Origin of the sequence: Streptomyces mesophilus (genome assembly GCF_011044995.1) — a bacterium.
Classification (GTDB): Bacteria; Actinomycetota; Actinomycetes; order Streptomycetales; family Streptomycetaceae; genus Streptomyces; species Streptomyces mesophilus.
Genome location: NZ_JAAKZW010000028.1, coordinates 30586 through 49653, shown reverse-complemented (window position 1 = coordinate 49653; position 19068 = coordinate 30586). Strand labels below are relative to the sequence as shown.

The 19068-nt window shown below is 70.5% G+C and carries 16 protein-coding genes; 8 read left to right on the top strand and 8 right to left on the bottom strand.

The window, feature by feature from the left end; genetic code table 11:
• Window positions 1-63: 63 nt before the first annotated feature.
• Window positions 64-1089: an ATP-dependent 6-phosphofructokinase gene (locus G6045_RS10870; protein ID WP_165331666.1), complete on the bottom strand. Its 1026-nt coding sequence runs from the start codon at window positions 1087-1089 to the stop codon at window positions 64-66.
• A 385-nt stretch (window positions 1090-1474) separates the two neighbouring features.
• On the opposite strand from G6045_RS10870, the gene pta reads away from it, so the two are divergent.
• The 3 genes from pta (at window position 1475) to pyk (ending at window position 6345) form a co-directional block, all read left to right on the top strand.
• Window positions 1475-3550 (top strand): phosphate acetyltransferase, encoded by a 2076-nt coding sequence (gene pta, locus G6045_RS10865; protein ID WP_165331665.1) that lies wholly within the window; start codon window positions 1475-1477, stop codon window positions 3548-3550.
• A gap of 29 nt (window positions 3551-3579) precedes the next feature.
• Window positions 3580-4788 (top strand): acetate kinase, encoded by a 1209-nt coding sequence (locus G6045_RS10860; RefSeq protein WP_165331664.1) that lies wholly within the window; start codon window positions 3580-3582, stop codon window positions 4786-4788.
• 126 nt (window positions 4789-4914) lie between these two features.
• Complete coding sequence (pyk, locus tag G6045_RS10855) at window positions 4915-6345, top strand: pyruvate kinase (RefSeq protein ID WP_165331663.1); 1431 nt, start codon at window positions 4915-4917, stop codon at window positions 6343-6345.
• Window positions 6346-6427: 82 nt separating this feature from the next.
• Here the strand turns inward: pyk and G6045_RS10850 are convergent, their stop codons facing one another.
• From G6045_RS10850 to G6045_RS10835, 4 genes are all read right to left on the bottom strand, one after another.
• Window positions 6428-7609 carry a hypothetical protein gene (locus G6045_RS10850; protein ID WP_235967781.1) on the bottom strand — a complete coding sequence of 394 codons (1182 nt, stop codon included), beginning with the start codon at window positions 7607-7609 and terminating at the stop codon, window positions 6428-6430.
• Between the two features lie 154 nt (window positions 7610-7763).
• Complete coding sequence (locus G6045_RS10845) at window positions 7764-8285, bottom strand: DUF6114 domain-containing protein (RefSeq protein WP_165331661.1); 522 nt, start codon at window positions 8283-8285, stop codon at window positions 7764-7766.
• Window positions 8286-8432: 147 nt separating this feature from the next.
• Window positions 8433-9080: a DUF6230 family protein gene (locus G6045_RS10840; RefSeq protein WP_165331660.1), complete on the bottom strand. Its 648-nt coding sequence runs from the start codon at window positions 9078-9080 to the stop codon at window positions 8433-8435.
• 690 nt (window positions 9081-9770) lie between these two features.
• Window positions 9771-10748: a tetratricopeptide repeat protein gene (locus tag G6045_RS10835; RefSeq protein ID WP_165331659.1), complete on the bottom strand. Its 978-nt coding sequence runs from the start codon at window positions 10746-10748 to the stop codon at window positions 9771-9773.
• 468 nt (window positions 10749-11216) lie between these two features.
• On the opposite strand from G6045_RS10835, the gene G6045_RS10830 reads away from it, so the two are divergent.
• Window positions 11217-11858, top strand: a complete 642-nt coding sequence (locus G6045_RS10830) for a TetR/AcrR family transcriptional regulator (protein WP_165331658.1) — start codon at window positions 11217-11219, stop codon at window positions 11856-11858.
• A gap of 22 nt (window positions 11859-11880) precedes the next feature.
• Here the strand turns inward: G6045_RS10830 and G6045_RS10825 are convergent, their stop codons facing one another.
• Both G6045_RS10825 and G6045_RS10820 read right to left on the bottom strand, forming a co-directional pair.
• Window positions 11881-12876, bottom strand: coding sequence for a GDP-mannose 4,6-dehydratase (locus G6045_RS10825; protein ID WP_165331657.1), 996 nt, complete (start codon window positions 12874-12876; stop codon window positions 11881-11883).
• Window positions 12873-14039 carry a UDP-N-acetylglucosamine--N-acetylmuramyl-(pentapeptide) pyrophosphoryl-undecaprenol N-acetylglucosamine transferase gene (locus tag G6045_RS10820; protein WP_165331656.1) on the bottom strand — a complete coding sequence of 389 codons (1167 nt, stop codon included), beginning with the start codon at window positions 14037-14039 and terminating at the stop codon, window positions 12873-12875. Before G6045_RS10820 ends, G6045_RS10825 begins: the two co-directional genes overlap by 4 nt.
• 222 nt (window positions 14040-14261) lie before the next feature.
• Here G6045_RS10820 and G6045_RS10815 point away from each other — a divergent pair, with 222 nt between their 5' ends.
• On the top strand, window positions 14262-14933 hold the full coding sequence (locus G6045_RS10815) for a response regulator transcription factor (protein ID WP_328707729.1): 672 nt from the start codon (window positions 14262-14264) through the stop codon (window positions 14931-14933).
• A complete protein-coding gene (locus G6045_RS10810; protein ID WP_165331654.1) occupies window positions 14930-16468 on the top strand; it encodes a sensor histidine kinase in 1539 nt (512 codons plus the stop codon). Before G6045_RS10815 ends, G6045_RS10810 begins: the two co-directional genes overlap by 4 nt.
• On the opposite strand, the gene G6045_RS10805 is transcribed toward G6045_RS10810, so the two are convergent.
• Window positions 16446-17420, bottom strand: coding sequence for an EamA family transporter (locus G6045_RS10805; protein ID WP_165331653.1), 975 nt, complete (start codon window positions 17418-17420; stop codon window positions 16446-16448). The genes G6045_RS10810 and G6045_RS10805 overlap by 23 nt on opposite strands.
• 119 nt (window positions 17421-17539) lie before the next feature.
• Here G6045_RS10805 and G6045_RS10800 point away from each other — a divergent pair, with 119 nt between their 5' ends.
• Together G6045_RS10800 and G6045_RS10795 are read left to right on the top strand one after the other, a co-directional pair.
• Entirely contained in the window at window positions 17540-18454 is a 915-nt protein-coding gene (locus tag G6045_RS10800) for a LysR family transcriptional regulator (RefSeq protein WP_165331652.1), read from the top strand.
• Between the two features lie 22 nt (window positions 18455-18476).
• Entirely contained in the window at window positions 18477-19031 is a 555-nt protein-coding gene (locus G6045_RS10795; protein WP_165331651.1) for a sugar O-acetyltransferase, read from the top strand.
• Window positions 19032-19068 lie beyond the last annotated feature (37 nt).

Genomic DNA, 19068 nt, shown 5'->3' with positions numbered 1-19068 from the left:
CACCCGCACCCCACAACGCAACGGGCCCCCGGCCGAAGCCAGGGGCCCGCACCGAGCGACGGCTCAGAAGACCGACTCCGCCTCCGCCATCCGGTACTCCGGCACCGTCTTCAGCTCCGAAACCGCATCCGCCAACGGCACCATCTGAATATCCGTCCCCCGCAGCGCGGTGAACTTCCCGAACTCGCCCCGGTGCGCCGCCTCCACCGCATGCCACCCGAAGCGCGTCGCGAGGACACGGTCGTACGCGGTCGGCGTGCCGCCACGCTGCACGTGACCGAGGATGACCGGCTTGGCCTCCTTGCCGAGCCGGTGCTCCAGCTCATGGGCCAGGGCCGTACCGATGCCCTTGAAGCGCTCGTGACCGAACTGGTCGATGTCGCCCATGCCGTAGTCCATCGAGCCGTCGATGGGATGCGCGCCTTCGGCCACACAGATGACGGCGAACTTCTTGCCGCGGGCGAAGCGCTCCTCGACCATCTTGACCAGGTCCGCGGGGTCGAAGGGCCGCTCCGGCAGACAGATGCCGTGCGCACCGCCGGCCATCCCGGACTCGAGCGCGATCCAGCCCGCGTGCCGGCCCATGACCTCGACGACCATCACACGCTGATGCGATTCGGCGGTGGTCTTGAGCCGGTCCATCGCCTCCGTGGCCACACCGACGGCCGTGTCGAAGCCGAACGTACGGTCCGTGGCATTGATGTCGTTGTCGATGGTCTTCGGCACGCCGACGACCGGCATCCCCGCGTCCGACAGCATCCGCGCCGCGGTCAGCGTGCCCTCGCCGCCGATCGGGATGAGGACGTCGATGCCGAGCTTCTTGGCGAGGGCGGGCGCGTTGGCGACGGCGTCCTCGAGGCGGCCCTTCTCGAGGCGGGCGGAACCCAGGATCGTGCCGCCACGCGAGAGGATGCCGCTGACACCGGTGAGGTCGAGGGGGCGGTAGTAGCCGTCGAGCAGCCCCTTGTAGCCGTCCTCGAAACCGATGACCTGGTCCCCGTGCGCGGCGACGGCACGGTGCACGACCGACCGGATCACTGCGTTCAGGCCCGGGCAGTCGCCGCCTGCGGTCAGAACTCCGATACGCATCGTGCTGTGTCTCCTGGTGGCTAGTCGTACGCGTGAGCCCGGTCCGATTGTTCCACGGGCCACACAGGTGTGCCCCTTTCACTTACTCCGCCGCAAAAGGACCTTCCAGGCCCTTTGTCCCACCGCTCCAGGGGCCTAGGTCCGGCGGGCGCTCTATCCATCCGCGGAGGTATTGTCAAGAGGTCAAGCCCACCATAACGGGTAATTTTGCGGCCTCCGTCGCGGTGGATCACCGTACGAACGCTCGTACCCACACCGCAGGCGCGAGAACGTCTGTCCGCCGACAATCGGGACAGGCAAGAAGAGACAGTTGCCGGGCGGCTGCGGGAGCAGCCGCGGCAGAAGGCAGCAGACAGATGCAGACGCGATGGAACGGAGAGCACGCGTGACGCGCAGCGTGTACGTGACCGGGATCGACCGGGGCGACGGCCGGCAGGTGGTCGAGCTGGGAGTCATGGAGCTCCTGACCCGTCAGGTCGACCGGGTGGGCGTCTTCCGCCCGCTCGTCCACGACGGCCCGGACCGTCTTTTCGACCTGTTGCGGTCGCGCTACCGCCTCACGCAGGACGCGTCGAGCGTCTACGGCATGGACTACCACGAGGCCTCCGCCCTCCAGGCCGAGAAGGGCACCGACGAGCTGGTCTCCCGGCTCGTCGACCGCTTCCACCAGGTGTCGCGCGAGTACGAGGTGGTCCTCGTGCTCGGCACCGACTTCGCCGACACCCAGCTCCCCGACGAACTGGCGCTCAACGCCCGGCTCGCGAACGAGTTCGGCGCTTCGGTGCTGCCCGTGGTCGGCGGCAAGAAGCAGTCCGCGGAGTCCGTACGCGCCGAGGCGCGCAACGCCTGCCGCGCCTACGAGGCGCTCGGCTGCGATGTCCTCGCCCTGGTGGTCAACCGGGTCGCACCCGAGGACCGCGAGGTCATCGGCGAACGTCTCGAGGCCCGTCTCCAGGTGCCCTGTTACGTGCTGCCCGACGAGCCGGCGCTCGCCGCGCCGACCGTCGCCCAGATCACGCACGCCCTGGACGGCAAGGTGCTGCTCGGCGACGACGCCGGACTCGCCCGCGACGCCCTGGACTTCGTCTTCGGCGGCGCCATGCTGCCCAACTTCCTCAACGCCCTGACCCCGGGCTGCCTGGTCGTCACCCCCGGCGACCGCGCCGACCTGGTGGTGGGCGCGCTCGCCGCGCACAACGCCGGTACGCCGCCGATCGCGGGCGTGCTGCTCACGCTCAACGAGCGCCCCAGCCAGGAGATCCTGCGCCTGGCCGAGCGCCTCGCGCCCGGCACCCCGGTGATCTCCGTGGCCGGCAACTCGTTCCCGACGGCGGCCGAACTCTTCGCGCTCGAAGGCAAGTTGAACGCCGCGACCCCGCGCAAGGCGGAGACCGCGCTCGGCCTCTTCGAGCGCCATGTGGACGGCGCCGAGCTCCTGAAGCGGGTCGAGGTGTCCCGCAGCGGCAAGGTCACGCCGATGATGTTCGAGCACAAGCTGATCGAGCAGGCCCGCTCGGACAAGCGCCGAGTCGTGCTGCCGGAGGGCACCGAGGACCGCGTCCTGCGCGCCGCCGATGTGCTGCTTCGCCGCGGCGTCTGCGATCTGACGCTGCTCGGCGACACGGAGGCCATCCGTAAGAAGGCCGCCGACCTGGGCATCGACCTCTCCGGCGCGCAGATCATCGACCCGGCCACCTCCGAACTGCGCGCCACGTTCGCCGAGCAGTACGCGCAGATGCGCGCCCACAAGGGCATGACGGTCGAACTGGCCAACGATGTCGTCGTGGACGTGAACTACTTCGGCACACTCATGGTGCAGACGGGTCTCGCCGACGGCATGGTCTCCGGTTCGGTGCACTCCACCGCGGCGACCATCCGCCCGGCCTTCGAGATCATCAAGACCAAGCCGGACGCGAAGATCGTCTCCTCGGTCTTCTTCATGTGCCTGGCCGACAAGGTCCTCGTGTACGGCGACTGCGCGGTCAACCCGGACCCCAACGCCGAGCAGCTCGCGGACATCGCGCTCCAGTCGGCCGTCACCGCCGAGCAGTTCGGCGTCGAGCCGCGGATCGCGATGCTCTCGTACTCGACCGGCACGTCCGGCAAGGGCGCCGACGTCGACAAGGTGCGCGAGGCCACCGAGCTGGCCCGCGGCCAGAACCCGGCCCTGAAGATCGAGGGCCCCATCCAGTACGACGCGGCGGTCGAGCCCTCCGTCGCGGCGACCAAGCTGCCGGACTCCGAGGTGGCGGGACAGGCCAGCGTGCTGATCTTCCCCGACCTCAACACCGGCAACAACACGTACAAGGCCGTGCAGCGCTCGGCCGGCGCGATCGCCGTCGGCCCGGTCCTGCAGGGCCTGCGCAAGCCGGTGAACGACCTGTCCCGCGGCGCCCTCGTCCAGGACATCGTCAACACCGTCGCCATCACGGCGATCCAGGCCCAGACCCCCACCGCGTAACACTCCCCCACCTAGGAAGCGCCGTTTTCGTGACTGCGACCCGCGTACTCGTCCTCAACTCCGGCTCCTCGTCGGTGAAGTACCAGCTGCTCGACATGGCCGACGCCTCGCGTCTGGCCGTCGGCCTGGTCGAGCGCATCGGTGAGGAGACCTCCCGGCTCAAGCACACCCCGCTGACCGGCGGGGGCGCCGAGGCCCGGGTCTTCGAGGGCCCGATCGCCGACCACAAGGCCGCGCTCGAAGGGGTCGCCGCCGAGCTGTCCAAGGACGGCCTCGGCCTCGACTCCCCCGAGCTTGCCGCGATCGGCCACCGTGTCGTGCACGGCGGCACCAAGTTCACCCAGCCCACCGTGGTGGACGCCGATGTGCTCGCCGAGCTGGAGAGCCTCGTACCGCTGGCGCCGCTGCACAACCCGGCGAACGTCACCGGTATCGAGGTGGCCCGTTCGATCCGCCCCGACCTGCCCCAGGTCGCGGTGTTCGACACGGCGTTCCACGCGACGATGCCGGAGGCCGCGTGGCGCTACGCGCTCGACCGGGAGACGGCCGACGCGCTCTCGATCCGCCGCTACGGCTTCCACGGCACCTCGCACGCGTACGTCTCGCGCGAGACCGCGAAGCTGCTCGGCAGGACGCCCGAGGAGACCAACGTCATCGTCCTGCACCTGGGCAACGGCGCCTCGGCGTCCGCGGTCAGGGGCGGGGTGTGCGTGGACACATCCATGGGGCTCACGCCGCTTGAGGGGCTCGTGATGGGTACTCGTTCCGGTGACCTCGACCCGGCCGTGATCTTCCATCTGGCCCGGGTGGGCGGGAAGTCGGTCGACGAGATCGACGCCCTGCTCAACAAGAAGAGCGGTCTGATCGGCCTGTGCGGCGACAACGACCAGCGCGAGGTGGAGCGCCGGCGCGCGGAGGGCGACGCCTCCGCGGCGCTCGCCTTCGACGTCTACATCCACCGCCTGAAGAAGTACATCGGCGCCTACGCCGCGGTGCTCGGCCGGGTGGACGCGGTGGCGTTCACGGCCGGCGTCGGCGAGAACTCGGCGACGGTGCGCGAGGCCGCGATCAGCGGTCTCGAGGAGCTGGGCCTGGCCCTCGACGGTGAGCGCAACGCCGTACGCGCGGACGAGCCCCGGCTCGTCTCCGCGGAGTACGCGCGGGTCGCGGTGGCCGTCGTACCGACCGATGAAGAGCTGGAGATCGCGACCCAGGCGTACGCGCTCGTCAGGGGATGAAAGCCGGGGATAAATGCCGGGATAAATACCGGCATCAATTCCCCTCATCTGAGCGACAGTTCGCCCCTTTGGACTTTCCACCAGACGGAATATTCCGCGCCGAAACAAACCGATAGGATCCGCCTCATGCGCCGTTCCAAAATCGTCTGCACTCTGGGCCCCGCCGTCGACTCGTATGAGCAGCTGAAGGCTCTTATCGAGGCCGGTATGAATGTGGCCCGCTTCAACTTCAGCCATGGAACCCACGCGGAGCACCAGGAGCGGTACGACCGCGTCCGCCAGGCTGCCGCGGACACCGGCAAGGCCGTGGGTGTGCTCGCGGACCTGCAGGGGCCCAAGATCCGCCTGGAGACCTTCGCCGAGGGTCCCGTCGAGCTGGTGCGCGGTGACGAGTTCACCATCACCACCGAGGACGTACCCGGCGACAAGTCGATCTGCGGTACGACCTACAAGGGTCTGCCCGGCGATGTCGGCAAGGGCGACCAGGTCCTTATCAACGACGGAAATGTCGAGCTCAAGGTCGTTTCGGTGGAGGGCCCGCGGGTCAAGACCGTCGTCATCGAGGGCGGTGTGATCTCGGACCACAAGGGCATCAACCTGCCCGGTGCCGCGGTCAATGTCCCGGCCCTTTCCGAGAAGGACGTCGAGGACCTGCGCTTCGCCCTGAAGATGGGCTGCGACATGGTCGCCCTGTCCTTCGTACGCGACGCCAACGACGTCAAGGACGTCCACAAGGTGATGGACGAGGTCGGGCGTCGCGTCCCGGTCGGCGCCAAGGTCGAGAAGCCGCAGGCCGTCGCCAACATGGACGGTGTCGTCGCCGCCTTCGACTGGATCATGGTCGCGCGCGGCGACCTGGCCGTCGAGTACCCGCTCGAGAAGGTCCCGATGGTGCAGAAGCGCCTCGTGGAGCTGTGCCGCCGCAACGCCAAGCCGGTGATCGTCGCGACCCAGATGATGGAGTCGATGATCACCAACTCCCGTCCCACGCGCGCCGAGGCCTCCGACGTGGCCAACGCGATCCTGGACGGTGCGGACGCGGTCATGCTGTCCGCCGAGTCCTCGGTGGGCGCCTACCCGATCGAGACCGTCAAGACGATGTCCCGCATTGTCGAGGCCGCCGAGGAGGAGCTGCTCTCCAAGGGTCTGCAGCCGCTCGTGCCCGGCAAGAAGCCGCGTACGCAGGGTGGTTCGGTGGCCCGTGCGGCCGCCGAGATCGCGGAGTTCCTCGACGCCAAGGCCCTCGTCGCCTTCACGCACTCCGGTGACACGGCCCGCCGGCTGTCCCGCTACCGTCCCATCCAGCCGATCGTGGCCTTCACGACGGACCAGGACACCCGCAACCAGCTGTCGCTGAGCTGGGGTGTGAACACCCAGGTCGTGCAGCACGTCGACAACACCGACGACATGGTCGAGCTGGTCGACGCCGAGATGATGAAGATCAACGCCTGCAGCACCGGCGACACCATCATCATCACCGCGGGATCGCCTCCCGGCGTCCCTGGCACGACCAACATGGTCCGGGTGCACCACCTCGGTGGCGGCCGCCGCGACTGACGCGGTTCTTCCGCTCGTACGACGAAGAGGGCGCCCTCCGTGTGGAGGGCGCCCTCTTCGTATGCCTGCGGGAGTGAGTCGCTCACTCCTCGATGTAGTTCTGGAAGCCCGGCACCGTCAGCGTGCCGCCGAACTGGCCGGCCTGCATCACGGTGACGTTGGTGAAGAACGCGAACGGCACGTTCAGCGGCGGCGGCGTCTTGGGCGTGAACTCGACGGGGATCAGCCCGAAGAGGTTGCCCTTGAGCGACTCGGTGTACATGGTCACCGTGCCGTCGCGGATCTCGGACGTCGAACCCTTGGCACCCTTGACGTGCGCCGTGGGTCCGCCCTTGGGGTCCTGCACGACCTGGTGCAGATCCTTGATGTCCACCTCGTCGGCGGTGAACTTCAGGACCGGCTTGACCGCACCGCTCGCCGTCTTCACGTTCACGACACCGTGGTAGTCGAGACCGCGCAGCGTGAGCATGCTGGTCTCCAGCTTCCACGGATAGTCGGGCAGCGCCGGGATACCGGGCTCAAGGTCCGCGTCAGCGAGGGCCTTCGGGTCACCCTCGGCGCACGGGAAGCGCGGCTTGCCGTCCTCGCCGAGCGGCAGTTCCTTGAGTGCCTCGTCCAGGTTCTCGACCTCGGCGCCCACCTCGTCGGCGGCCTTCTCGATGTCGGCCTTGAGCTTGTCCTCGGCCTTGTCCACCTCGCCCGTGACCTTGTCGGCCACGTCCTCGGTGGGCTTGTCCGCGGTCGGCTCGTCCTTGGACGCGTCGTCCTCGGCCGGCTTCTCGGTCTCCTCGGCGGTCGGCTTCTCGCTCGGCTCCGGTGTGGGCGTCGCGGAAGGCTCGGGGGTCGCCGTCTCCTTGTCGTCCGGCGTGAAGAAGTCCTTGACGTCCTCGCCGAACTGGTCGAGCTTCTCGCCGACACCCAGCGGGTCCAGCGGATTCGTGGTCTCGGACGGGGACGGGGACGCCGTGGGCTCGGCGGCCGCCTTCGGCTCGGCGGTGTCCGCCGTGCCGTCCGCCGGGGCCTCTCCCGACGCGCTCGTCGACGGCTCCGGCGAAGGCTCCTCGGAGGGCTTCTCCTCGGGCTTCCCGGACTCGGTGCCCGTCTCGGAGGCCGAAGGAGTCGGCGTCGGCGACGCGCTCTCCTCCTGCGCCGCCTCCACGTCCTCGCGGGTCACGCACGGACCCGACGAGAAGGGGATCTCACCGTCGTCGGCGAGCGCGGGCTTGGGCATGAGGCCCATGCCCACGAACACGGCGGTCGGCATGGCTGCAAGCGCCATGGCCCTGTTCGCGGGTATCTGAAGTTTCGTCAGCAGCGACTTACGGGGAGCCGCATGCTTGGGGCCGGTCTTCGCGCGTGTGCCGTTCAGCGGCGAGCTCGCAGCGCCGTCCGCGGCCCCGAGGGCCAGTTGCGTACCGTCACCCGGCACTGTGCCTCCCGCCGTTGGTCTCCAGTGTGTGGTCCGCGCCGCCGTCGTCGTCGGTGTGCGGTGCGGGGTCCGGCTCGGTCTGCGCGTCCGTCTTCGCCGGTTCCTGCGCGGCCGGCGCACCCGGTGCCCACGAGATGGACAGCGCGCCGCCGATCATCGCCAGCAGGAAGCCGATCAGGAACCCGCCGAGGTTCGATACGGGGATCGAGATCAGGGCGAGCAGAATCGCCGCGACGCCCGCGAACACCTTGACGATGTGGTGGAACCACATGGTCAGGCCGAGCGTGACCAGGAGCACGCCGATGATCAGCGAACCGGCTCCGGCCGTGGTGGCCATCGCAAGCGTCACATTGCCGAGCTTGATGTCCCCGTACGGCAGATACGCGATCGGAATGCCGCCGAGGATGGTGAAGAGGCCCGCCCAGAACGGCCGGGTGCCTCGCCAGGCCCGGAACTTCCTGCGGTAGACCTTGACGAAGTGGTCGTTCTGCCCCGGTGCATCGGCGCTCATGGGACAACAGCTCCTTGGAACCGGCAGTACATGTGAATTCAGAAGGTCTGTGTGGCGGGCGGGGAGTGAAGCTCCGCGCCCGCCGGGCCAGTCGCCCGACGGCCGGCCCCGTGTCAGAGGCCCCGGCCGCAGTAACTCAGCGAGTGCCTAGTAGCACTCGATGCCCTTGCCGCTGCCCTTCTTCAAGGACAGACCGAAGCCGCTCAGCTCGAACGTGCCCGCGCTGGTCGCCCAGGCGGTCTGCTTCACGTCCTTGATGACGGCCTTGTCGGCACGCTGGGCGAAACCGTTGGGGTTCGCCTGCTCGCTGCCGCCCTTCATCGAGGGCACCTTGTCGCCGGCATGGCCGGCGGCGACGCCGATGTCCACGTTGGAGAACGTGGCGCTGGACGAGTCCAGCTGCGCGACATCGATGTAGATGTTCTCGGCCTTGACCGGAGTGCCCTTGCCACCGGCGGTGAGCTTCATCGTGACGTCGCCGAGCAACGGCACGTGCGTCACGATCGACTGGCACATGTTGTCGATCTCGGCCGTCTTGAAGGCGTTGATGGCCACCGGGTGGGCGGCCTTCTTGCCCTCCATGTCCACGCCGACGTCGACGCCGCCGTACTGGAGCATGTCGTAGCCGCGGAGCTCATCGGCCTTGACCTTGAACGACTGTCCCGAAACGCTGAACGATGCCGCAAGCGCACCCTGCGAGAGGGCCACGCCTATCGCGGCAGTAGCCGCGACGCTCGGCACCATGACTACGGCGAACCGCTTCCATCTGGTTCCGCCACGAGCCACGGATTCCATGACTTTCCTCCTTCTCGGACGTACATCTCCTGACCCTGACTGCCACTGGCGCGGCTCAGCCGGGCAGGGATGGGAGAAGTGCTACGTCCTCGGGAAGGAGAGCGCCTGCTGTTTCCGACTGCGCAGGAACTGCGGCGCGGAACATGGGCGATCACCCCCGAGCGACAACCACGGGCCGCACCGGGGCGGCGCGACCTGTCGGACAGGCCCCACCGGATTGGCGGAGACCCCCCTGTCCAAGGCCGGTGACGTGAGGTCTCCGGCCACTCGGTGGGGACCCAGGAACCCGCTTCCCGAGCTGGCTGTCGGGCGTACGTGAATGGACCGAGCGTGGCCGATCGTGGTCCATTCGGAGCGCCCGCACAAGGGGGTTCGTTACTCGCTGGTAACGGCTCCATAACCCCGTCACGACGGCCCGACGTCGGGTGGGCACACAGGGTGCATGCACCCCTGGGGACAGACCAGTTGATCAACCGGCGAAACCGGACAGAACCACGGCTTCGGCTTACTCCAAGTAACAGCGGCCGCGATTGCCAAGTTTTGGCAAAGCGCGGCCGCCGTGTCTCTCTGACGTCAAATCTTCACAAGACCACTTGTGTGTCCCTGGTTTAACGAAAGGTCAGCCAAGCACCATCCGGACCATCCGTACGTACGGGGCGTACTGACGTGTCAGAACCGGTACTTGTGGTGTCAGAACAGCGCGCGGGCCAGGGCCGAACGGGCCTTGGCCACACGCGGGTCGTCGGCTCCGACGACCTCGAAGAGGCCGAGCAGATGCACGCGTACGGCATCGCGGTCGTCGCCGAAAACCTTCTTGACCGTGTCGACGAGGCGGCCGAAGGCGTCCTCCACATGACCGCCCACGAGATCCAGGTCGGCCGCGGCGATCTGCGCCTGCGGGTCGGCCGGCTTCTCGGCCGCGTCCCGGCGCACCCGCTGCGGGTCCAACCCCTCCACACGCTGCAGGAGTTCGGCCTGCGAGAGGCCGAGCTTCGCCTCCATGTTGGCGGGGTCGTCGGCGAGCACGTTCTTGTACGCCTGCACCGCACCGCCCAAGTCACCCGCGTCCAGGGCCTGTACGGCGGCTTCGAGCAGCGCGTCGTACGGACCGGCCGGCTCCTCGGGCGCTTCCGCCTGGGCGGGGGCGCCCTCGGCGTCCGGGTCGACGAGGAGGCCGGTCAGGCCGAAGCGCTGCTCGCCGACCTGGATCAGCTGGTCGAGGGTCTGGCGGATCTGCGACTCGGGAGCGGCACCCTGGAAGAGAGGGAGCGCCTGGCCTGCGACGACGGCGAAGACGGCCGGGATGCCCTGGATCCCGAACTGCTGCATCAGCATCTGGTTGGCGTCTACGTCGACCTTGGCGAGCAGGAAGCGGCCGTTGTACTCCAGAGTCAGCCGCTCGAGGAGAGGGCCGAGCTGCTTGCAGGGCTCGCACCACTCGGCCCAGAAGTCGATCACGACGGGCACTTCGGTGGAGCGCTGGATGACGGCGCTCTCGAACGACGCCTCGTCGACGTCGATCACCAGGTCGGCGGGCGATACGGCGCCGCCGCCGCCCTGCCGGGCCGTTTCGGCGCGAGCCTGCTCCGCCTTGGCCTTGGCCTCCTGGGCCGCCTTCACCGCGGCGAGGTCGACGACTCCGCTCATGGACATGTTCCGTGGCTGCATGGACCCATCCTCCCCCCTCGGAGCGCGCCGGTGAAAAGCCGTCGCCGAATTCGTGGGCAACGGCTTTCCGGCACGGACGAAGTGCACGGACGGGCGGCGGTGCACCGGGCCCCGTCCCGAGCCCGGCTTCGCCGCCACGTCCGGCGTCCGGACGGGCCGCGGCCCGTCCGTAGGCCCCCCGCCGGAATGCGGGGCGTGCGGACAGGTCACGGCCTGTGGGCCAGGTGCGGTGGCCCGATTCGGCCCGAAGGAAGGGCCGGTTGGTCCCGAGGAAGGACCGGGTGCGCGGGGTCCCCACCCGCGCATGTGGTTGCCGCTCGCGGTGAGAGGTTCACGTACGAGCTTTCGCTACGAGTCGTAGCGTATATCGTCTGGTGGGTTCTCGGCCCGTGATCTCCCTCACGGGGGTAAGGCGATCACGGGCCGAGCGCCGGTCCGCCGCACGTACCGCCCGGTATGGTCAGCGCCATGCACGACCACACCACCGACCGCCCCGGCAGAACCGGGCGGCCCCGCAGCGCCGAGGCCGACGCGGCGATCCTGGCGGCCACCCGCGAAGCGCTCGTGGACCTCGGCTGGTCCAAGCTGACGCTCGGGGACGTGGCCACGCGGGCCGGGGTCGCGAAGACGACGCTGTACCGGCGGTGGGCCGGGAAGAACGAACTCGTCGTGGACGCCGTCGCCGAACTCTTCGACGAGCTCGAACTCCCCGACCGCGGCAGCCTCGCCGCCGACGTCGAGGGCGTCGTGCTGCAGTTCGCGGACCTGCTCGCCCGTCCCGAGACACGGACCGCGCTGATGGCCGTCGTCGCCGAGTCGACCGGGGACGAGGCGCTGCGCGCCCGTATCCGCACGTCGATCGTCGACCGCCAGAAGCGCCTCGTACTGGAAGGGCGGCAACGCGCCCAGGAGCGGGGCGAGTTGCCGGCCGAGGACGATCCCGAGACCGCCGCCCGTACCGCCGATCTCATCTTCGACGTGGTCGCCGGCGCGGTCGTGCACCGCTCCCTGGTGAGCAGCGAACCGGTCGACACCGAGTGGGCGCGCAGCTTCACGGCCCTGCTGCTCGGCGGTCTGGCGCAAGCGGGCGGCCGGCCCTCTCACACCTGATAGCGCGATCACACCTGCGCGATCACACCTGATAGCGCGAAACGTCGAACAGTCCCAGGTTGGCCGCCACCCACTCCGAGGTCCGCGAGAGCCCCTCCCGCAGCGACACCTCCGGCTTCCACGCGGCCCACTCGCGCGCCCGGGAGTTGTCGGAGAGCAGCCGCTCCACCTCGCTCGCCGCCGGGCGCAGCCTGGACGGGTCGACCACGACCTCGGCCTTCGCCCCCGTGGCCGCGATGAGTTCCGCGGCCAGGTCACCGATCGAGATCTCGCGCCCCGTACCGAGGTTCACCACCTCACCGAGCGCCCGGTCGCAGGCCCCCACCGCGAGGAAGCCGCGCGCCGTGTCCGTGACATAGGTGAAGTCGCGGGTCGGGGTGAGCGAGCCGAGCTTGATCTCCCGTACACCCGCGTGCAGTTGAGCCAGGATCGTCGGGATCACCGCGCGGGCCGACTGCCGCGGGCCGTAGGTGTTGAAGGGGCGGACCACCGCGACCGGCAGATCGAAGGCGTTGCGGTGCGACAGCGCCATCATGTCCGCGCCGATCTTCGAGGCGGAGTACGGCGACTGCGGCTGCAGCGGGTGGTCCTCGCTGATCGGGACCGTGAGCGCCGTCCCGTACACCTCGCTGGTGGAGGTGTGGACGAGGCGGCGGACGCCGTGGTGGCGGCAGGCTTCGAGGATGTTCTCGGTGCCGACGACGTTCGTCTGGACATACGCGCCCGGCGAGTCATAGCTGTACGGGATGCCGATCAGCGCCGCGAGGTGGAAGACCGTGTCGCAGCCGGCCACCGCGTCCATCACGCGCCCGCCGTCGCGGACGTCGCCCGCGAGCATCTCGACCTCGGTTCCGCCGAGGTATCGGGCCAGGTGGCCCTTGTCCCCGTACGGCTTGTAGTGGACCAACGCCCTTACCCGCGCGCCCTGTTCGACGAGCAGATCGACGAGCGTCGAGCCGATGAAGCCCTCGGCTCCGGTGACGAGGACGGTGCGGCCGGACCAGGAAAAGGCGTTCATCGGACGGTCTCCAGGTGAGGGTAGGGAACGGGGCGGCCGGCGAGGCGAAGGACCTCGGCGGCGAGCAGGTCGGCGGCCCGGGCGTGCGGGCCGGGGTCGGCGGCGCGGGCCATCGCGGCGAGCCGCTCGGGCCGGTCGAGGAGCGGGCCGATGAGGTCGGCGAGGTGCTCGGCCGTGGTCTCGGGGTCGGGCAGCAGCAGCCCTGCACCGGCATCGGTGAGCACCCGGGCGTTGTGGGTCTGGTGGTCGCCGGGGGCGTGCGGGTACGGCACGAGGACGGCGGGCACGCCGGTGGCGGCGAGTTCGGCGACGGTGGCCGATCCCGCACGGCAGACGACCAGGTCGGCGGCGGCGTAGGCGTGGTCCATGCGGTCGAGGTACGGCACGGCTCGGGCGACGGGAGAGGCGCCGAGGCGGCGCCGGGTCTCCTCCAGGGCGGCCGGTCCGGTCTTGATGAGCAGCTGGACGTCGGTGCGCGAGCGCCACAGTTCGGCCAGGCCGAGCGCGGCTTCGGTGAGGCGGGCCGCGCCGAGGCTGCCGCCGTTGAAGACGATCAGGCGCGCACCGTCCCGGGCGCCCATCGCCCGCCGTGCCTCGTCCCGCAGCCCGGCACGGTCGAGTCCCGCGAGCGAGGCGGCGATCGGCATCCCGACGACGCGGGCCCGTTCGCCGCCCGACAGATGCGCGCGGCTGCGGTCGAAGGCGACGGTGAGGTGCGGGGTGAGGCGGGCGGCGAACTGGTTGGCGCGTCCGGGCACGGCGTTGGACTCGTGGATCACGCTCGGCAGTCCGGCGAGCTTCGCGCCGAGGATCACGGGCGCGCTGGGGTAGCCGCCCATGCCGACCGCGACGTGCGCGCCCTGAGCTCCTTGCGCCCGCAGGATCGAGCGGACCTGGGCGCCGGACTTCAGGAGCGCCGCGGGCAGCAGGAAGCGGCGGGCGCCGAGCGAGGGGTCGAAGGGGATCATGTCGACGGTGTGCAGCCGGTAGCCGGCCCCGGGTATGAGCCGCGTCTCCAGGCCGCGGGTGGTGCCCACGAAGGAGATCAGGGCGTCGGGCACGGCACGGCGCAGGGCGTCGGCGAGCGCGAGCCCGGGATAGATGTGACCGCCGGTGCCGCCCGCGCCGATCACTACGGAGAGAGGTGAGGTGGGTGTCAGCATGCGGCCACGCTCGCCGAGCGCGGTAAGAGGGTTCTAAGAGTCCGGTTTGGCACCCTTTACGGCATGGCAGCGAAGGCATACGGCAGCGGCGGGCCCGCGCACCGTCACGGCAGCGGCAGCGGCAGCGGCAGCGGCACCGCGGCGTACCGTCACGGCAGCGGCACCGCGGCGCACCGTGACAGCGGCGGCACCCCGGCGGCCCCCGAAGGACCGCGCATCCTCGTGGTCGACGACGAACCCGAGGTGCGCGTCGCCATCGAGGACGGGCTCGCGGTGGAGGGGTACGCGGTGCGCGGCGCCGGTGACGGGCTCGCCGCCTTGTCCGAGATCGCGGCCTGGCAGCCGGACGCCGTCGTCACGGACGTGATGATGCCGGTGCTCGACGGGCTCGCCCTGTGCCGGCGGCTGCGCGCGATGGGCGACCGTACGCCGATCCTGGTCCTGACCGCGCTCGGCTCGGTGAGCGAGCGGGTGGACGGCCTCGACGCCGGCGCGGACGACTACCTGGTCAAACCCTTCGCCCTGGACGAACTGACCGCCCGCGTACGGGCGTTGCTGCGCCGCGTCGCCCCCGACGAGCCGGCCGGGGACGGCACGCTGCTCACGTTCGCCGACCTCACGGCCGACCCCGTGACGCGCACCGGGCAGCGGGGCGGGCGGCCCCTGGAGTTCAGCCGGACCGAGTTCGCGCTCCTCGAACAGCTGCTGCACAGCCCGCGCCAGGCCCTGCCGCGCGAGCTGCTCCTGGAGCGGGTCTGGGGTCAGGACTTCGGCCCGGACTCCAACTCCCTCGCCGTATACGTGGGTTATCTGCGGCGCAAACTCGAAGCCGGCGGCGAACCACGGCTCGTGCACACCGTGCACGGCGTCGGCTACCGGCTGGATGTGTCATGAGCGGCGACGGCCGCGTATCCGGCACTCCACAGCCTGACGCCTACGGACCGGCCGACCCGGGACCGGCCGACCCGGGACCGGCCGACCCGGGACCGGGCGCCACCGGACGAGCCTCCCGCGGACGGACCGACCGCCGCCTCGGCGCCCGTTGGCGGCGTCGTCGGCCGCTGCGCACCCGGCTCGCGCTCGCCGCGACGGCCGCGGTGGCGCTGGTCGCGGTCGGGATCTGCACGGCCGCGTTCTTCGTGATCCGCTTCAAGCTCTACCAGCAGCTCGACCAGAACCTCGCCCAGTCGGCGGCCCTGATCGCCCAGCAGCACGCGGACGAGGGCCCGGGCGTGTACACCGGCGAGTGCCGTTACCTGGGCGCCCCGGCCTGTGTGCAGAACGTGCCCGCCGACCCGGCCGACGACCCCGCGAAGCCGTACGCGAAGAACGCCCCCGGGCAGCCGTACCTGCTGCCCGTCTCGAAGGCGACCCGCCAGGTCGCGGCCCGCCAACGCCCCGCGTACTACACGAACTTCACGCTCGACGGCCATCCCGCCCGGATGTACACCACCCCGTCGCGCGACGGCACCGCACTCCAAGTCGCCCTGCGCGCGGACATCGCCGACCGCGGCGTGCACCAGGCCGCCACCCTCCTCGCTCTCATCGGCGGCGCCGGTGTGCTGGTCGCCGCCGGCCTGGGCTACTGGGTCTCGCGCACCGCCCTCGCCCCCGTCACCCGGCTCACCGCCACCGCCGAACGCATCGCCGCCACCCGCGACCCACGCCACCGCATCGAGCTGCCGCCGGGCCCCGAAGGGCGCGAGGACGAGGTGACGCGTCTTGCCGCCACGTTCAACACGATGCTCGGCGAGCTGGAACAGTCCGTCACCGCTCAGCGCCGCCTCGTCGCCGACGCCTCGCACGAGCTGCGCACCCCACTCACGGCGCTGCGTACGAACGCCGAACTCCTCGCCCGCGCCGACCGGTTGACCCCTGCCCAGCGCGACCGCGCGGCCCAGGCGCTCGGCCGGCAGCTGCGGGAGGTCAGCGGCATGGTGAACGACCTGATCGAGCTGGCGCGCGACGAGGAGCCGCAGCCGCTGCTCGAAGAGGTCCGGATGGACGCCCTGGTCACGCACGCGGTGAACGCCGCCCGCGCGCACTGGCCCCAGGTCGCCTTCACGCTGGACGCCGACGACGGCGCCCACGCCGTGGCCTTCCCCGGCGTCCCGGCCCGCGTCTCCCGGCTCCTGACGAACCTGCTCGACAACGCCGCCAAGTTCTCGCCGCCCGGCGGCCCGGTCGAAGTGACCCTGACGGCAAGCGAGTTGACCGTACGGGACCACGGCCCCGGAATCGCCCCGGCCGACCTGCCGTATGTCTTCGACCGCTTCTACCGCGCCGAGTCCGCCCGCGCCCTGCCCGGCTCGGGACTCGGCCTCGCCATGGCCCGGCAGATCGCCCGGGCCCACCACGCCGACCTCACGGCCGAGGCGGCGGCGGGCGGCGGCGCGCTGTTCCGGCTCACGTTTCCCGAAGGGGCTTAGCCAGCACGGGAGATGCGCCCGCGGCCATGGGCTCGACCGGCTCCACGGGCGTGACCGCCTCCACCGGATCGACCGGCGCCACCGGCGCCACAGCGGGCGCGGACCTCGACAGCGACGTCAGCGCCACCCCGCCGACCAGCAGGACCGCCGCACCCCACCGCAGCGGGCTCACCGACTCGTCGAGCAGCAGCGCCGCCGAGGACATCCCGAACACCGGCACGAGCAGCGAGAAGGGGGCCACCGCGGAAGCGGGATAGCGTCGCAGCAGGAAGCCCCAGACGCCGAACCCGAAGACCGTCGCACCCCACGCGACGTAGACGATCGCGCCGACGCCGCCCCAGTCGAGCGCGCGCAGCGCGGCCAGATCCGCCTCGGGCCCCTCGAAGACCAGCGACAGGGCGAGCAGCGGCAGTACAGGCACGGTGGACACCCACACCATGAAGTTCAGCGCGTCCGGCGGTGAGGCCTTGCGGGTCAGCACGTTGGAGACGCCCCAGCACGCGGCGGACGCGATGACGAGCACGAACGCGAGGACCGGCCCCGACGCGCCTTCGTCCACGGCCGCGAGCACGATGCCGCCGAGCGCGACGGTCATGCCGGCGATGCGTACGCGGCCCGGGCGCTCGCGAAGGAGCACCGCCGCGAGGACGGCCGTGAAGACCGCCTGGATCTGGAGGACGAGCGAGGAGAGTCCGGCGGGCATGCCCCGGTCCATCCCGATGAAGAGCAGCCCGAACTTGGCCACGCCCAGGGCGAGTCCGACCCCGATCACCCACTTCCAGGCGACCTTGGGACGGCCCACGAAGAAGACTGCGGGCAGCGCTGCGACGAGGAAGCGCAGGGCGGAGAAGAGCAGCGGCGGGAAGTGTCCGAGCCCGAGCTCGATGACGACGAAGTTCACTCCCCAGACGGCGGTGACCAGGACGGCGAGCGCGATGTGTACGGGACGCATGATCCGAGGATCAGCGACCCGACTCTTTAGCACCAGCGCGAATCTCTTCATGGTTGAATTGAGCGTTGCTTACGCATAGGCGGCTCGGGCCCAGGAGCCGGCTCACCCGGGAGGCGATCATGCTCGACCTCGGACGTCTGCGCGCCCTGCACGCCGTCTCCGTGCACGGCTCCGTCGCCGCCGCGGCCCTCGCGCTCGGGTACACACCGTCCGCGGTGTCGCAGCAGATCACCAAGCTGGAGCGGGAGACCCGCACCACGCTCCTCGAACGCCGGGGGCGGGGGGTCGCGCTCACCGAGGAGGCCCGTCATCTCGCCTCCACCGCACAGGAGTTGCTCGCGATCGTCGAGCGCGCGGAGACCACGCTCGAGGAACGCAGGGGCAGGCCGACCGGCCTCCTGACGATCGGCGCCTTCTCCACCGCGGCCCGCGGCCTGCTGCCGGGTGTGCTCGCCGAACTCGCCCGGGAGCACCCCGGACTCGACGTACGGATGACCGAGGTCGATCCTCATCTGTCCATCGACCTGGTCGCCCGCGGCATGATCGATGTGGCGGTCGCCCACGACTGGGACATCGCGCCGCTGCCCGCACCGGACGGTGTGGAGCAGGCGGTGATCGGTGACGACGCGTGCGACCTCCTGGTGCCCGAGGGGCACCCGCTGTCCGCGCGGGAATCCGTACGGCGCACGGATCTCGGCGGAGAGCGCTGGATCTGCCAGCCGCCGGGCACCGTGTGCCACGACTGGCTGGTGCGTACGCTGCGGGCGGCGGGCCACGAGCCGCTGCTCGCGCACCAGGCGGCGGAGTACCACACCCAACTGGCCCTGGTGGCCGCAGGGTTGGGCATCGCCCTCATCCCCCGCCTGGGCCGCGGCCCGCTGCCGGACGGGGTCCACGCGCTCCCCTTGGAGCCGGCGCCGGTGCGCCGTCTGTACGCGCTGTGGCGGCCGGGCGCGGCACGCCGCCCGGCGATCACCGTGACGGTGGAGCTGCTGCGGCAGCAGTGGGCCCGGGCGGCTGCGTCCGCCGTCTGAGGTGCGGGCATAGTGGTCCCCCATGGGTGAGAACAAGGACCGCATGCTGGCGGGCGACTGGTACATCGCCGACGACGAGGAACTGCTCGCGCAGACCGTACGCCGCGCCGAACTGTGCGCGGCGTACAACGCGGCCTCGACCGCACCACCGGGCGAACGCCAGAAGATTCTCGGGCAGTTGATCGGCGACCTCGGCGAGGACGTCCGTATCCGGCCGCCCTTCCAGTGCGACTACGGCAGCTACATCTCCATCGGCGCGCGGACCTTCGTCAACTTCGGCGCGGTCTTCCTGGACGCGGCCCGCATCACGATCGGCGAGGACGTCCAGATCGGACCGAACGTCCAACTGCTGACCCCCACCCACGAGTTGGACCATGAGCGCCGCCGTGAGGGCTGGGAGAAGGGCGAGCCGATCACGATCGGCGACAACGTCTGGCTCGGCGGCGGCGTGATCGTCTGCCCGGGCGTGACGATCGGCGAGAACACGGTGGTCGGCGCGGGCTCGGTGGTCACCCGCGACCTCCCGCCGGGCGTCCTCGCGGTCGGCAACCCCGCCCGGGTGCTGCGCACCCTGTGAACCCCGGACCCACGACCCGCACCGACCACCCACACCC